Genomic DNA, 15761 nt, shown 5'->3' on the forward strand with positions numbered 1-15761 from the left:
ACAAATGAATTATCAAAATTCACATTATATAGATGATATTCTTACTTTTAGGATTTTAATGCTATAACCGATACCCATGAAATTAGTAATCATATCTCATACCGAACACTATCAAAAAAGCGATGGCAGTATTGTTGGTTGGGGACCTACGGTTACTGAAATTAATCACCTTACGGCTATTTTTGAAGAGGTAGTTCATTTAGGGATGCTATACGCTGGTGAGCCGCCCGCAAGCGCATTACCCTATACGAGTTCAAACATAAGATTTGTAAATATTCCGACTGTTGGTGGTGCTGGTTTAAAGAATAAATTAAAAATTATAACATCGGCTCCAAAAACCATACAATTAGTTCGGCGTTTTGTTAATGCTTCGGATTATTTTCAACTGCGCACTCCAACCGGAATAGGAGTTTATTTGATTCCTTATTTGACTTGGTTTACTAGAACACCAGGCTGGTATAAATATGCAGGAAATTGGAAACAATCGTCTGCTCCTTTAGGTTATGCTTTTCAGCGTTGGTTTTTAAAAAGGCAATCACGTAAAGTAACTATTAATGGTGCTTGGAATGACCAGCCACAACATTGTGAGACATTTGAAAATCCGTGTTTAACTGAAGCAGATTTAGCTTTTGGTAAAGCCATTATGACCACAAAAAGAATGGTGAATCCGATTAACTTTTGTTATGTTGGGCGGTTAGAAACACCAAAAGGAGTTGGACGTATCATTGAAGCTGTAACAGCTTTAAAACCTGAAGACAAAGCAAAACTAGGTACCATTCATTTGGTTGGAGATGGGGCTGAACGGAAAGACTTTGAAACGCAGGCGGCATTAAGCGGAGTTAATTTTAAGTTTCATGGGTTCTTGTCACGTCATTCTGTTGTTGAAATCTATAAAGTATCCCATGGCTTTTTGATGCCTACAACAGCATCTGAAGGGTTTCCAAAAGTATTGGCAGAAGCTATGAATTTTGGGTGTGTCCCTATAGTTTCTAATATTTCTTCTATAGGGCAATATATTAAAACTGATGAAACAGGTTTTGTATTGCTAGATATTAATACAGACGCGCTAAGAGCACTTATCACTGATTTCGCAAATCTGCCTGCAAATGACTATTTTCGCTTAGTATCTAACGGACAAGACGTTGTAAAACGTTTCACGTTTACATACTATAATGACCATATAAAGCAAGCTATTTTAAATTAGGATATGGGAATAGCAAAGAAATATAAGCGTTATAATGATAACTTTATTCCACTCCTTTTAGGACATGTACTTTTAGGAATCGCTATTTATTTTTTTGAACCTATTGCACGTGTCTATTTTTTAGGGGTATTATTTTATTTTCTGTGGCATATAATTACCTCGGCCGAAAAGGAAAAAACGATGTTCGTCCTGTTGGGGTGTGCTTATATCGTTGGTGGAGAGGTATTTTTACGGATGACCAAAGGCTATTTCTTTTATGAAACAGGTAAGTATTGTGTGTTATTAATGATGCTTGCCGGAATTTTTTATAAAGGTGCATCTGGTAAGGCTTATCCTTATTTTTTATATCTTATTTTATTAGTTCCAGCCGTTATCGTTGCTTCCATTACGTTAACTTATGATATTAATTTTAGAACCAGTGTGACTTTTGTTCTTGCTGGGCCTGTAACTTTAGGTATAGCCACATTATTTTGTTATGATAAAAAAATAACACAACAACAAATTTTAAAGGTCTTACAGTATTTAGTATTGCCTATTATTTCTATGACGGTGTATTTGTTTCTGTACAACCCCTCTATACGAGATACTATATCAAATACTGCATCTAACCCTGCAACGTCAGGGGGATTTGGACCGAATCAAGTGTCTACAGCTTTAGGCATGGGTATGTTTGTAATGGTGGTACGTATCTATATGCAGTCGCCAAGTTTTTTCATGAAAGTTTTAAACATTCTTATTTTCGCCGCTATTGCATTTAGAGCAGTTGTGACGTTTAGTCGTGGAGGAGTCTTTGCTGCTATAATATGTATCTTAGCATTTCTTGGAATTTTATTTCTAAAATCGAATTACAAGGTTAAAAATCAAATCATAGGGTCGACATTTGTTTTTTTATTTGCTATTAGTTCTACATGGCTTATAGCCTCAGTTGAGACGGGTGGTATGTTAGATAAACGCTATGCCAATGAAGATTCATTAGGACGTGAAAAAGGGGATGCAACCACAGGAAGAGGAACTTTGTTTATGCAAGAAATGGATGGGTTTTTACAAGATCCTATATTTGGTATTGGGGCTAGCAGAACGAAGGATATTCGTGTTCAAGAAACGGGTGAACATGTACCAACCCATAATGAAGTTGGTCGTTTGTTAGGAGAGCATGGGATGTTTGGTATTATTATATTACTAATTTTAATTATAAAACCCTTAGCATATCGTGCAAGACATCCCGGTAGTTATTTTTTTTATGCTTTTTTGTTTTTTTGGTTTGCTACCATTAATCATACGGGTATGCGGATTGCTGCACCTTCATTATTTTATGCATTAGCCTTATTAAATATTACAAATGTTAAGAAGAAAAATATTATACATAGGAAACAACTTGTACAATAATAAAACCAATCCATCCTCCATCCAAGTCATTGGAAAACAGTTGGAAAGTGAAGGGTTTGATATGTTTTATAGTTCTAGTAAAAACAATAAGATTTTAAGGCTATTAGATATGCTTTATTCTTGTATAAAATATAGAAAAGCCGTAAGTAATGTTATCATTGATACGTACAGTACTAGTAACTTTTATTTTGCTGTCTTAGTCGGGCAATTATGTCAATTTTTAAAATTGCCTTATGTTTTAAGTCTTAACGGTGGTAATTTGCCTGCACGATTGCTGAATAATCCTAAATTATGTGCTATCACTTTTAAACCAGCTAAAGCCTTAGTATCTCCATCGCTGTATTTGATGGATGCTTTTCATAAGCATGGTTATACCGAGGTGGCTTATATACCGAATGCCTTGAATTTAAATCATTATGAATTTAAGTCGAGACCGATAGAAAATATTAATTTATTTTGGCTTCGTTCCTTTTGTAAAATATATAATCCGTGCTTAGCGGTTGATGTACTGAAAGCTTTACAAGAGCAAGGTTATAAAGTGAGTTTATGCATGGCTGGCCCAGATACAGATGGTTCTCTTAAAAAAGTAAAAAAACACGCTAGGTCTTTAAATGTCGAGGTTTTTACGCCTGGAAAACTTACTAAAGCAGAATGGACACACCTCGCTAAGGATTACAACGTGTTTATCAATACAACTAATTTTGATAATATGCCAGTCAGTGTTATTGAAGCCATGGCCTTAGGTTTACCTATAGTCTCTACCAATGTTGGAGGGATGCCATTTCTCATTGAAGATGAGGTTGATGGCATTCTGGTGCCGCCTAATAATTCAAAAGTATTTGTTGATACCATTTTAAAATTAAAATCCCAACCTACTGAGACAGAAACTATGGTGGTTAAGGCTCGGGAAAAAGTAGAACAGTATGATTGGATGCTTTTAAAAGAGCGTTGGGTTGAAATATTAGTTACTAATTAGTTTTTTAATTTTAAAATATTACCTCTAAATAATATATTACATTGCCTAAATTTTGATTGATAAATAAAAAAATGAACGATACTCACCATAAAACTTTAGAAGTTAATAAACGCCAAAAAGAATTCTACAACGACACTAATAAGCATAAGAATTTCGCAACAAAGCTTTGGTCAAAGTTAAGAAATGGAACTCTACATAAATATACTCATGACTTAGATCTTAAGAATAAGGTTTATTCAGAGCATAAAGTATGGTTAGGGAATTTAGAGGATAAAAAAGTGCTAGACTTAGGCTGTTTAAGAGGAAACAATCTTTCTTTATATATGGCCAAAAACGCAAAAGAATATGTTGGTATTGATCTCAGTGATGTGGCCATAGAAGAATTAAACGAGAAGCTAATTAATGCAGGTTGCACCAATGCAAAAGGAATTGCTGTTGATTTTTTATCAGCAGATTTTAAGCATGAAAATTTTGATGTTATTTATGCCTATGGTGTTTTACATCATTTTGAGGATTTTGATTTATTAATTAATAAATTACAGGAAAAATTAGCCAAAAATGGTAGTATTATATCTTACGACCCTTTAGAAACAAGTTTTCCTATAAAGTTTGTAAGAATGCTGTATAGACCTTTTCAGTCCGATAAAGACTGGGAATGGCCATTTACTAAGGTGACCTTAAAAAAATTAGATTCAAGTTTTAATATCGTGGAAAAAAGAGGAATTCTCGGCCAAAGTAAATATGGTTTATTATTAAATTACTCGCCTTTATCCTCTGTGTCAAAAAAAGCTAAAATTCTAAAAATGATTGATAACGATTGGAATGCTGAAAATTGGACAGATATCTACCCATGTATGCACCTTACTATGCTGTTAAGAAATAAAGTATAATACTTTTTTTATTTGTGGTGTGCGTTATTCACTGAATCCTATCTTAAATAAATAGCGTTTTTTTAATTATTATATTACACTTTTAATTAATACAAATTATTGATGTTTTAATATCATTATTTTACTATGTAAACGGACAAAATATTAATGACGTTGAAAGTTAAAAAAGTTCACAGAAAACGGAAAACCTTAATTAACCTGATATAATGCTCAAAAGGAAAGTTCTTTTATTCTAAATAAATGTTAAAAAACCATTAGACTTCTTATATTTACAGCAGAGTTTATATAAATAATGTCTAAGAAAAAAAGTATACATTTCGAGGTTTCTGAGCGTAAGATTCTGCTGAGGGTTGTTGACTTATTAATGGTGTTTTTTGGTGTCTATGCCTTAAGTTATCATTTTGATTTTGAATACATTGTTTTTAGCAAAGAGAATAGTGTTGCCTTAATCTTATTAGGGGTTTATGTTACACTTTTTGGAACTATTTTTGAACTCTACGATTTACAAAAAGCCAGTCAGCTAGACACGACGTTTAAAAATATTGTCATCACCGCTTCTACGGTACTTTTGTTTTATCTGTTAACTCCGGTGCTAGCTCCATATTTACCAGTAGAGCGTTTACAAATTGTATACCTCTATCTTGTTTTAATAACTTCTATTCTTTTATGGCGAATCTTTTACATTAACTTAATAGAATCTCCACGGTTTTATAAACGCGTGCTTTTAGTTGGTGAAATATCAAATATTGATGGTTTAGTTAAAGCTTTAAACACGTCCGATCCCAATTACAAAATAGTGGGTTTTATTAATAGTGAAGCCTCGTCTTTAGAATCTGTAAAGTATAATGGACTTCCAGAGTTTGAAGCTAAGGACTTTTTAGAGACAATTAAGAAAGAAAAAATTTCTGAAATTTTAGTGGCGAGTTTTAACACCGAAGCTATTATGGCAGAAGTGTATCACGATTTAATTTCATTACTAGAACGTGGGTTTAAAATTAGAGATTATACTCAAGTTTATGAAGAACTGTTACATAAGGTTCCAATTCAATTTGTTGGAAAGGATTTCTATAAATATTTTCCTTTTAGCCGAAGTAATGAGAATAAGCTTTACATATTTGTGCAGCGTGCCTTTGATGTTGTATTTGCAATTATAGGTTTGTTAATTGGTGTTTCACTATTGCCAATTATTTTACTAGGAAATGTGATAGGGAATAAAGGCCCTTTATTTTATACCCAAGAGCGTGTTGGTAAAAACAGTATGCCCTTTAATATTTTGAAGTTGAGAAGTATGGTGGTAGACGCCGAACAAGATGGTGCTAAGTGGGCACAGAAAAATGATTCTAGAATAACAAAATTTGGAATGTTCTTAAGACGCTCTCGTATGGATGAGATTCCTCAATTTTATAACGTACTAAAAGGCGAAATGAGTATTATTGGACCACGTCCAGAACGTCCGTTTTTTGTGAGTGAACTATCGCGTATTATTCCTTTTTATGAAACACGCCATATTATAAAACCAGGTCTAACAGGCTGGGCACAAGTAAAAACACGCTATGGAGCTTCCGTTGATGACAGCTTAACCAAACTGCAATACGACTTATTTTACATCAAACATAGAAGCATCTTTTTAGACTTTAATATTTTTATTAAAACCCTAAGTACGATTTTGTATTACCGAGGACAGTAGGTTTTTGAGTGAAAAGTGAAAAGTGAAAAGTGAAGAGTGAAGAGTGTGAAGGTTAAAGTTAAAAGAACTAAGAAAAAGGTTTAATTCGAACACTAAGATTACCATCTATTCCTTCAAGAGAAAACAATAGTTTCACGACTCTTTCAAATTGTTTTAGGAATTCTTGAAATCTGAGATCAAATAGGTCAAATAGCATTGATTGGGTTAATTACATAATACAAATGTAACTAGTTATGAATCGAACATTTCCGATTTAAAATGGTCTGGTATTTTAGCTTAATTCTGATTAAAGAATTTTACCAAATAGATATATCTTACTAATAGTGCAATGAGTAATGGAATTAAACCAATTGCAAAGACTTGCACACCGATAATCCAATGCGACGTTAGTAAACAAAGCATTATAATTAGGAACTTTAAATACTTTTTAAACCAGGTTTTAACTTTTGGCTTAAGCAATTGAGCAACTACAAAAATGTTAAGCGGGAATGCCCATAATACATTATAATTTTGAGCCGTCGCAGAATGGTCAGTCGCAAACCATAATAACAAAACAACGATACCAATAATTCCTGTAACACTAAAAAGTAATATATCTAACCACTTACTTCGTACCTTATTTTTATAATCCTTATAGGTTATAAATAAGATGATAATGGCTAATATACCAATTACCACCAAAGGACTAAATAAGATGCCAGATGCCGCATTTGTATCTTTTTTTTGATACAACACCGTTGAATTCTTAATCAAGCTTTCAGACGTACTTGTTTTTGCGGTTTCAAAAAAAGCATGAATATATTTCGGTAAAAACATAAACTCATAGGCTGAAGCTTGTTTATCAATAACAGCTCCTAATGCGATGTCAATTCCAAAGCTTCCCCAAGTATTTAAGCCGACTTGCTCATGTATAAGTTCTCTAAATGTTTTTGGATCTAGATGTTCAGGTGTTATAAAGTTGATATCACCTTTTGTGGTTGTTTGTGCAACATCTCTAATTCGAGTGGCACAATTATCATAGAAAAAATCATATAAATACCGTCTATTTTCGGGTTTGTAATTGTTTTCTAGGTAATTGAATACATTCTGTTTTTCTTCCCTTGAAAGATTTAAAACCTGTTCTTCAATCGTACGATTCGCATTGCTATATGCATAAAAGAAACGATCGAAGTTATGTCTGCTAATGAGATAGTTTAACTTTCCTTGTGCGAATTTTAAATAAAAATTAGGGGCATCAAAATCGTACTCACCATAGCCGTAAACAACATCTAGTCCTAAGTTAGTATCTTTTATTCTAAAACCATTATGACCAAAAGCATCATTTAAAGATTCACCTGGCCCAATAGTTAATACAGATATTTTAGCAGTATCTGAAAGTTGAAATTGCTGAGCAAATGTTGAAGTAATAGCAAATAGGAAAATAAATGAGAGTAACTTTAATTTCATAAGTAAAACTATCTAAAGACACTAAAGTCTATTTTTAAGGAAAATACGTTAGAATACAACGCCGCACTTTGGTCTCCAATATCGGTAAAGGCATAATCGATTTGAATACCTCTGTATTTAAAACCAACGCCAAAGTTGGGTTGGAATGTTATTTGTTCGGAGTCATCAATTTGTAGTTCATTTTGAAAATTACCCACTCCAGCTCTTAAAAACACTAAATCGGTATAGCCAAATTCAAATCCTAACGCAGGATTGATACTTGCAAACGATGTAGATATTATATCATTATTTTGAGCAAAGCGCATATTTAAGTTTGCCGCTGCTAATAAGGAATAGTCATAATGGAAAACCCATTTTTTAGACATTCCTATTTGTAGTTTAGGGATGGTAATTTCAGTGGTTTCAGGCAACTCTTGGTTTTCGCCATCAACAGCACCACTAATTTGTTCAAATTTATCTTCATCAATAGACCACGCATTATATGTGGTGGTTATATCTCTGGCCATGATACCAAACTTCCAATCATTTTTGCTTTCAAATTGAATACCAGCATCAAAACCAAAACCCCAAGACGATGCAAAATCACCTATAATTCGTCGGATAATTTTAGCATTCACTCCAAAATTTAAACCATCTAAAGGGAGTTTTCTAGCATATGAAAATGTGAGTCCATAATCGGCTGTAGAAAACGTACTTATTCTATCGTAATTAATATTGCCTTGGTCATCTATTAATTGTGTGGTATCTAAAATATCATCGACGCCAAATCGTATAAGCGAGAAGCCAACAGCACTTTTGTCATCTATAGGCATACCATAAGCGATATAGTTGTAATTGGCAATATTAGCAAAGTAGCTAGAGTGCATTAAAGCCAGTTGACTGTCTTCAAGATGTACCAATCCAGCAGGATTCCAATAGCTAGAATTAACATCGTCCGTTTGAGATACAACAGCGTTACTCATACCCAAAGCAGCAGCATCAACACCAATATTCATAAATTCATTTGAATATTTTCGGGTTGTCTGTGCTGAAACCATAAGAGTAGCAAGTGTCAATACCAAACTAAACACATAATGTCGCATATAAATCGTTTCTTTTTAGCTTACTTTTTATTAAAAATTGTTACCGTAACAAAGGCTATGCTAAGAATTTGTAATTTCAATTAATCTAAAAATAATTCAATTTCTTTATACGACATTAGTTTTTCAATTTGATATAAGAGAATTACATAGTAACTGTTCAATAGCAAAATTTTTTTACAAAGATGCATAATATTTTTCTATCTATTTAACTCTATAAGTCTGTTCTTATTGTTTTCTTTTAAAGTAAATTGAAAATAATATGAGATTAGACACAAATTCTTTTATATTTTTACAAAAAATACATCTATGAGTTTTAAAAGACACATTCCTAATTTTGTTACACTTCTTAACCTGTTTGCGGGTTGTATAGCTGTGATATTTGCTGTAAATGGTAACTTTATTGTTGCCGCTATTTTTGTGTTTTTAGGAGTGTTTTTCGACTTCTTTGATGGCCTTTTGGCGCGTAAACTAAATGTGCAGAGTCCATTGGGTATTCAACTAGATTCTTTAGCCGATTTGGTAACTAGTGGAGTAGTGCCGGGTATTATAATGTTTAAGCTTATTTCGTTGACTATTGACGCACCAGATTATTCAGCCTATAATGATAACTGGAATTCTGTTTTTCACTGGCAAGGCTTTAAAATGTCTCTATTACCTTTAATAGGTTTGTTTATTACCCTAGCGTCTGCTTATCGTTTGGCTAAATTTAATATAGACGAAGATCAACAATCGTATTTTAAAGGTTTACCGGTTCCTGCAAATACTTTAGTGATATTATCACTGCCATTAATTCTAGAATATCAGAATAATGATCTTATGAATTCTATAATTATTAATAAATGGTTCCTAATCGGTTTAACCTTTTTGAGTTGTTATCTTTTAAATTCTAACATTAAATTATTTGCTTTAAAATTTAAGAATTGGGGATTTAAAGACAATAGTGTACGTTATATCTTTCTTTTACTGAGTGTAGTCCTTTTAATTGTGCTTCACTTTGCAGCAATTCCTCTTGTTATCGGTTTATATATTGCTCTTTCTTTATTGACACAGTCTAAAATTTAATTTCACCCAACTTAACTATTATTAATGGCTTCAGGATTTTTTGCACTATTAGATGATATCGCAGCTATAATGGATGATGTCGCTGCAATGACTAAAATTACCACAAAGAAAACAGCAGGTATTTTAGGAGATGATTTAGCAGTGAATGCTGAAAAGGCTTCAGGTTTTATTTCTTCTCGTGAAATCCCAGTATTATGGGCTATTACCAAAGGATCAATGCTTAATAAGATCATCATATTACCATTGGCATTTTTGTTAAGTGCCTTTATTCCATGGGCTGTTATCCTGATTTTAATACTTGGTGGTTTGTACTTAGCCTATGAAGGTGCAGAAAAAATATATGAATTTATAGTACCACATCCTAAAGAGGTAACGGTTAATCTTAAAAAAGATTTAACGAAAGACGAATTATTAGATTTAGAGACATCTAAAATAAAATCAGCTGTCGTAACAGACTTCATTTTATCGGTTGAAATTGTAATTATAGCTTTAGGTTCTGTAGTTAATGAGCCTATAGTAACACAGGTCATTGTGGTTTCTATTGTGGCTTTAATCGCTACAATAGGTGTTTATGGTATAGTGGCATTAATTGTACGAATGGACGATTTGGGATTAAAATTTATTAGCAAAAGCAATGGTAAAAGCGGATTTTTATTTGGATTAGGAACGTTTTTAGTGAAAGCGTTGCCAATCATCATTAGAAGTTTATCAGTTATTGGTACAATCGCTTTACTCTTAGTTGCTGGTGGTATTTTTGTTCACAACATTGAGTTTATGCATCATGTCTTAGAACAAATTCCTTCGATTTTAAGAGATTTTATTGTTGGACTTGCTGCAGGAGCTGTTTGTTTACTCTTAGTCAATGGTGTGAAGTTATTACTTCCTAGCAAAAAAAATAAGCATTAAAATTCTATTGTTTTTTTTTGTAATTGTTGGAGGAAAACACCAACAATGGCTAAGTGGAAAATAGCAATAATGGCATGGCGAGCCTCAAGTTGCCGACGTTGGTGTTTTTCACCAACGTGTTACTTTCTTAAATAAAAAATTTGTATCATCACTGTGTTTATGGCAGTTGTGAATTCGATTCTGAATGTTTTTTACAAATTACAATTTATAATGATTTTAAAACCTTTGATAATAGACGATTGTCCACAGTTTTTTACTGCGACAATTTTGGATTGGAAAAGCTCTTACAGCCGGAAAAATATAAGCTAATTATCATTCAGTCTTTACAGTATTTAGTGAACGAAAAATGAGTAATAGTTTATGGTTATGTGATAATGGATAATCATATCCACCTTATATGGAAACCAACACAATTATATTCTTTAAAGCATACACAGTTGAGTTTTATGAAATTTACAGCACAACGTATTAAACAAGATTTAGAACTAAATCATCGCGCAGTTTTAAAACATTTTCTTGTTGAATCTAAGGATAGGATGTATCAGTTTTGGAAACGAAGTTCCCTTTGTATTAATCTGTACTCTAACGATATCATTGCGCAGAAATTGAATTACATTCATCAAAATCCTGTAAAAGCGGGTTTGTGTAATTATCCTGAGAACTATAGGTTTTAATCTGCTCAGTTTTATAATGAAGAAAAGGATGATTTTAGTTTTGTTACTGATTTTAGAATATGATTGCGTGATTCTAGATTTTTATTAAAGGCGTAATTGTTGGTGGAAAACACCAACAATGGCTTGTTTTTTAATACTTGTGAATGGCATTAAAATACTGTTTTTTAAGAATGGGAACAGGTTTGGTTAGTATTTTGATATTGCAATGCATTGTTGGTGAAAAACACCAACAATGGCAAATAAAAACACCAAAAATGGCGAAGGTAAACACCAACAATGGCAAAGTTATTACTTCCTAAAAAAGAAGGTAAGCATTAAATTTGAGTGACTAAATTCGTTTGGTGTTCGCAGATAAGCCTCTATCAAGACGGAGATAGGAATCAAAAATAACGATATTTAGTCTTCAAAGACTTTTAATTCAGTGCCTAAAGTGATATTGTTAACCTTATCTTTTTTTCGTTCATTTAGATAAAACAAAGTCCAACTTTTGTCATTATCAAAGCGAGAACGTCTATAGGTGTTATTTGTGCTTTTACTATAATTTACAGGAAAATAGGGTTTAATATGTTTTGGGAATTTATATAAACCTTCTTTAGTTGCCTTTTCATAAAATGGTGACGTTGGAATGAGGTTGCCTTCAGCATCTGCAGGACCTAAGTTTAATAACGCTAGGTAAAACCCATTTTCTGGTAAGTAAATTTGATGCTGTTCTAAATCTATATTTAGTTTATCCGTTTTTTCATTGAAGAGGATAACAATTGATTCCGTTGTGATCTCTTTTCCAGGTAAACCATTCTCATTGGTGTAAAAACTCAGGCTATACAATGTAGTAAATGGATGTCGCTTTAAAACTTGTTTTTTCTTACCCGAAAAATCCATAGTTTTATTATAGCTTGGGATAGTGATAGATTTGATTTTAACCTCTTTATCACTAAAATTATTCTCAATTAGGCAAGCAATTTCACTACCGATAGGATTTCGATAAGAGTTTAAGAAATCCTTATCGTTAATGGGGTTCGTCTTTTCTGTTTTAAACTTTCGCTTCTTGTCAGATAAAACCACTTCCTCTAATTGTGTTGCAACAGGATTTAAAACTATAAGTTGCGCTTTTATGGAGTCTACAAAAACGATTTTTGTTTCATAGCCTAATGCAGAGAGTTGCATGCTATCAGACGCGATGAGACTTAAGTTAAATTGTCCGTTTTTATCTGTGTAAATACCATCTTTATCTCCAAAGGAGATATTTACATAAGCAATAGGTAGCGCTGTTAATTGATTACTAACGGTAATGATAGTTTCATTTTGCCCAATAATTGGAGTAAGTTTGAGGAAAATACAGAGGCTTAAAATGAAATATTTGATGTTCATTTATAATGAATGAAAGTTTAAGGAGCCTTAATGGTTCTCCTTACGATAAGTAATTAGAATTCTAATTTCTTCTTACGTAACTCAAAATTCTGTCCCAAATAAACCTTACGTACCATTTCGTCACTCGCTAATTCTTCAGGTTTACCAGCTTTAAGAATGGTGCCTTCAAACATTAAATATGTTCTATCTGTAATCGCAAGAGTTTCTTGTACGTTATGGTCGGTAATCAAAATACCGATATTCTTTTTTGTCAATTTTGCAATGATACGCTGAATATCTTCTACCGCTACCGGATCGACTCCTGCAAATGGTTCATCTAATAAAATGAAGTTTGGATCGGTTGCTAATGCTCTGGCAATTTCTGTTCTACGACGTTCTCCACCAGAAAGTAAATCACCTCTATTGGTTCTTATATGACCTAAACCAAACTCTTCAATAAGCGATTCCATTTTAAGGTGTTGTTCTTTCTTACTTAGTTTAGTAAGTTGTAATACGCTTAAAATATTGTCTTCAATACTCAGTTTTCTAAACACAGACGCTTCTTGAGCCAAGTAGCCAATTCCATTTTGAGCACGTTTGTACATTGGGAATTTGGTGATATTGGTATCGTCTAAAAAAATATTCCCACCATTGGGCTTAATAATCCCAACAATCATATAAAAAGACGTGGTTTTACCAGCACCATTAGGCCCTAATAAACCAACAATCTCTCCTTGATTTACTTCTAAAGAGACATCCTTTACTACTTTTCGTCCGCTGTAGGACTTCATTAAATGTTCTGCTCGTAACTTCATATATGGTGTAAGAACGCTAAAAATAACAAAATCATATAGATTCTATTCGCTTTGGCTATCATTTATTAAAAGTTTAACCTTGAGAATTGTGGTGTTCTATAGCATCCCAATACTCATGGGCACGTCGTAAATGCGGAATCACAATAGTACCACCAACCAAAGTTGCTATACCCAACGCTTCACTAATTTCTTCTTTGGTGATACCTTCATTATAAGAGGCTTCTAAGTGGTATTTAACACAATCGTCGCATCTTAGTACGGTTGAGGCTACCAAACCTAATAGCTCTTTGGTTTTTTTATCTAGAGCCCCTTCTTGAAAGGCATTGGTGTCTAGATTAAAAATTCGCTTTACTATTTTATTATTATCAGCTAATATTTTATCGTTCATTTTAGCACGATAATCATTAAATTCCTTTACAATATCAGACATAACTTAAGACTTAACTTTTGATTTTTTATTTTCTTTTGCAGCTCTTCGCTTTTGTTTTCTAATAACTAAAGCCGAAATATAAATGCTTATTTGGTACAACAATAATATAGGAATAGCTACAATAACCTGACTCGCTATATCTGGAGGAGTAATAACAGCAGATAAAATCAGCACAATAACTAAGGCATATTTTCTATATTGTCTTAAAAACTGAGGTGTTACCAATCCGATTTTAGTTAAGAAATAAATAAGTATAGGTAATTCAAAAACAAAACCAGCGGCTAAAGATGATGATCTCACAATAGAATTATAAGAACTTAAATCAAAAGCGTTTGAAACTTCTTCTGCAAATGTATAGTTCGTTAAAAAGTTTAATGATAAAGGAGTAATGACATAATATCCAAAAGCAACACCTAAAAAGAAAAGTAATGATGCGATTATTATAAATCCTCTAGAATTTCTACGTTCGTTAGTTTGCAACCCTGGACTTATAAAACTCCATAATTGATATAAAACATAAGGGAAAGCAATGACTAAACCTGCATAAATAGAGGTCCAGATATGTGCAGAAAACTGACCACCAACAGATCTTACTTCAATAACAAAAGGTAACTCGCTGGCACAAAATGACATATCCATCCCTAGGAATTTAGACATTTCGCACAGTGCAACGTAGGTTGGAAAATCCATGTGCTTAGGAGCCATTATAATTCCAACAACAAAATCTTTAAAAATGAAAGCTAAGGTGGCTGCAACTAAAACACTAACTACAGATCTAACTAAATGCCATCGTAATTCTTCGAGATGATCTAAGAAAGACATCTCATCTACATTCTTTTTTGCCATTATATAATGCCTTCTTTTATTAAATCGTGAAGATGAACTACACCACAGTACTTACCATCGTGCTCTACCAATAATTGAGAAATACCAAATTCTTCCATAACCTCCTTAGCGTCAACTGCCATAGCATCTTCTAAAATACGTCTTGGATTATTACTCATTATATCTTTGGCTTTTAAAGCGGTAAGATCATCACTTTTGCTCAGCATACGTCTTAAATCTCCATCTGTAATAATCCCTACAATTTTATCATTTTCAACTACTGCAGTTACGCCTAGCATTTTTTCAGTGATTTCAACAATCACTTCTTTTAATGAGGCCTCAAGACCAACTTGTGGTTTTTGATTTTGAGAGGATAAATCATTTACTCTTAAATATAAACGTTTACCAAGTGCACCTCCTGGATGGTATTTTGCGAAATCTTTACTCGAAAATCCTCTTAATTCTAATAAGCAAACCGCTAAAGCATCTCCAATTACGAGCTGTGCCGTAGTACTTGTTGTGGGTGCTAAATTATTAGGACAAGCCTCTTGCGCGACAAAAGCATTCAAAATATAATCGGCTTGTTGCCCTAAAAAGGAGTCGATGTTGCCTGTAATCGCAATCATTTTATTATTTGCATTCTTAATAAGTGGTACTAAAACTTTAATTTCAGGAGTATTTCCACTTTTTGAAATGCAAATTACAACGTCATCTTGGAGGATTAATCCAAGGTCTCCGTGGATGGCATCTGCAGCGTGCATAAAAACCGCTGGCGTGCCAGTTGAATTTAATGTAGCAACGATTTTGTTAGCAATAATGGCGCTTTTGCCGATTCCGGTGATAATAACACGACCCTTAGAATTGTAGATTAATTCTACAGCATCAGCAAAATCTTCGGTTAGTAATTCAGCTAAATGGTCTATTGCTTTGCTTTCTAATTTTATGGTAGACTCTGCAGTTTTTAAGATAGTTTGCTTAGTGTTCAAAACTTATTATTTATTGAGTTTTCTAAGTTTAAAGATTTTATTATC

At 33.0% G+C, this 15761-nt stretch carries 16 protein-coding genes; 9 read left to right on the forward strand and 7 right to left on the reverse strand.

What is annotated here, in order from left to right; all coding sequences use genetic code 11:
- The first annotated feature begins 76 nt into the window (after positions 1-76).
- From HM984_RS07030 to HM984_RS07050, 5 genes are all read left to right on the forward strand, one after another.
- The gene (locus tag HM984_RS07030) at positions 77-1204 is read left to right on the forward strand and encodes a glycosyltransferase (RefSeq protein WP_179348646.1); all 1128 of its coding nucleotides are present in this window, start codon (positions 77-79) and stop codon (positions 1202-1204) included.
- 3 nt (positions 1205-1207) lie between these two features.
- A complete protein-coding gene (locus HM984_RS07035; protein ID WP_179348647.1) occupies positions 1208-2590 on the forward strand; it encodes an O-antigen ligase family protein in 1383 nt (460 codons plus the stop codon).
- On the forward strand, positions 2544-3566 hold the full coding sequence (locus HM984_RS07040; RefSeq protein WP_257018460.1) for a glycosyltransferase family 4 protein: 1023 nt from the start codon (positions 2544-2546) through the stop codon (positions 3564-3566). The genes HM984_RS07035 and HM984_RS07040 overlap by 47 nt, the downstream gene beginning before the upstream one ends.
- Before the next feature lie 71 nt (positions 3567-3637).
- Positions 3638-4456, forward strand: coding sequence for a class I SAM-dependent methyltransferase (locus HM984_RS07045; RefSeq protein WP_179348648.1), 819 nt, complete (start codon positions 3638-3640; stop codon positions 4454-4456).
- Positions 4457-4748: 292 nt separating this feature from the next.
- Positions 4749-6143: a sugar transferase gene (locus HM984_RS07050; RefSeq protein ID WP_179348649.1), complete on the forward strand. Its 1395-nt coding sequence runs from the start codon at positions 4749-4751 to the stop codon at positions 6141-6143.
- A gap of 276 nt (positions 6144-6419) precedes the next feature.
- Here the strand turns inward: HM984_RS07050 and HM984_RS07055 are convergent, their stop codons facing one another.
- Complete coding sequence (locus HM984_RS07055) at positions 6420-7589, reverse strand: lipoprotein N-acyltransferase Lnb domain-containing protein (RefSeq protein WP_179348650.1); 1170 nt, start codon at positions 7587-7589, stop codon at positions 6420-6422.
- Between the two features lie 8 nt (positions 7590-7597).
- Complete coding sequence (locus HM984_RS07060; RefSeq protein ID WP_115810163.1) at positions 7598-8671, reverse strand: putative type IX sorting system protein PorV2; 1074 nt, start codon at positions 8669-8671, stop codon at positions 7598-7600.
- 306 nt (positions 8672-8977) lie between these two features.
- On the opposite strand from HM984_RS07060, the gene HM984_RS07065 reads away from it, so the two are divergent.
- From HM984_RS07065 to HM984_RS07080, 4 genes are all read left to right on the forward strand, one after another.
- Positions 8978-9733 (forward strand): CDP-alcohol phosphatidyltransferase family protein, encoded by a 756-nt coding sequence (locus HM984_RS07065; protein WP_179348651.1) that lies wholly within the window; start codon positions 8978-8980, stop codon positions 9731-9733.
- 24 nt (positions 9734-9757) lie between these two features.
- Positions 9758-10639 (forward strand): DUF808 domain-containing protein, encoded by an 882-nt coding sequence (locus HM984_RS07070; protein WP_179348652.1) that lies wholly within the window; start codon positions 9758-9760, stop codon positions 10637-10639.
- Positions 10640-11013: 374 nt separating this feature from the next.
- Positions 11014-11313 carry a hypothetical protein gene (locus HM984_RS17590; RefSeq protein ID WP_218845031.1) on the forward strand — a complete coding sequence of 100 codons (300 nt, stop codon included), beginning with the start codon at positions 11014-11016 and terminating at the stop codon, positions 11311-11313.
- A 143-nt stretch (positions 11314-11456) separates the two neighbouring features.
- The gene (locus HM984_RS07080) at positions 11457-11612 is read left to right on the forward strand and encodes a hypothetical protein (RefSeq protein WP_179348653.1); all 156 of its coding nucleotides are present in this window, start codon (positions 11457-11459) and stop codon (positions 11610-11612) included.
- Between the two features lie 97 nt (positions 11613-11709).
- Here HM984_RS07080 and HM984_RS07085 read toward each other — a convergent pair whose 3' ends face one another.
- The 5 genes from HM984_RS07085 to HM984_RS07105 form a co-directional block, all read right to left on the reverse strand.
- Positions 11710-12681 (reverse strand): carboxypeptidase-like regulatory domain-containing protein, encoded by a 972-nt coding sequence (locus HM984_RS07085; protein ID WP_179348654.1) that lies wholly within the window; start codon positions 12679-12681, stop codon positions 11710-11712.
- Between the two features lie 53 nt (positions 12682-12734).
- Positions 12735-13475, reverse strand: coding sequence for an LPS export ABC transporter ATP-binding protein (gene lptB, locus HM984_RS07090; RefSeq protein WP_092468628.1), 741 nt, complete (start codon positions 13473-13475; stop codon positions 12735-12737).
- 73 nt (positions 13476-13548) lie between these two features.
- On the reverse strand, positions 13549-13905 hold the full coding sequence (locus HM984_RS07095) for a carboxymuconolactone decarboxylase family protein (RefSeq protein ID WP_115810173.1): 357 nt from the start codon (positions 13903-13905) through the stop codon (positions 13549-13551).
- A 3-nt stretch (positions 13906-13908) separates the two neighbouring features.
- On the reverse strand, positions 13909-14751 hold the full coding sequence (tatC, locus tag HM984_RS07100; protein ID WP_115810175.1) for a twin-arginine translocase subunit TatC: 843 nt from the start codon (positions 14749-14751) through the stop codon (positions 13909-13911).
- A complete protein-coding gene (locus HM984_RS07105; protein ID WP_115810177.1) occupies positions 14751-15716 on the reverse strand; it encodes a KpsF/GutQ family sugar-phosphate isomerase in 966 nt (321 codons plus the stop codon). Before HM984_RS07105 ends, tatC begins: the two co-directional genes overlap by 1 nt.
- Between the last annotated feature and the right edge of the window lie 45 nt (positions 15717-15761).

The organism is Winogradskyella pacifica (assembly GCF_013403915.1).
GTDB classification, from domain to species: Bacteria; Bacteroidota; Bacteroidia; order Flavobacteriales; family Flavobacteriaceae; genus Winogradskyella; species Winogradskyella pacifica.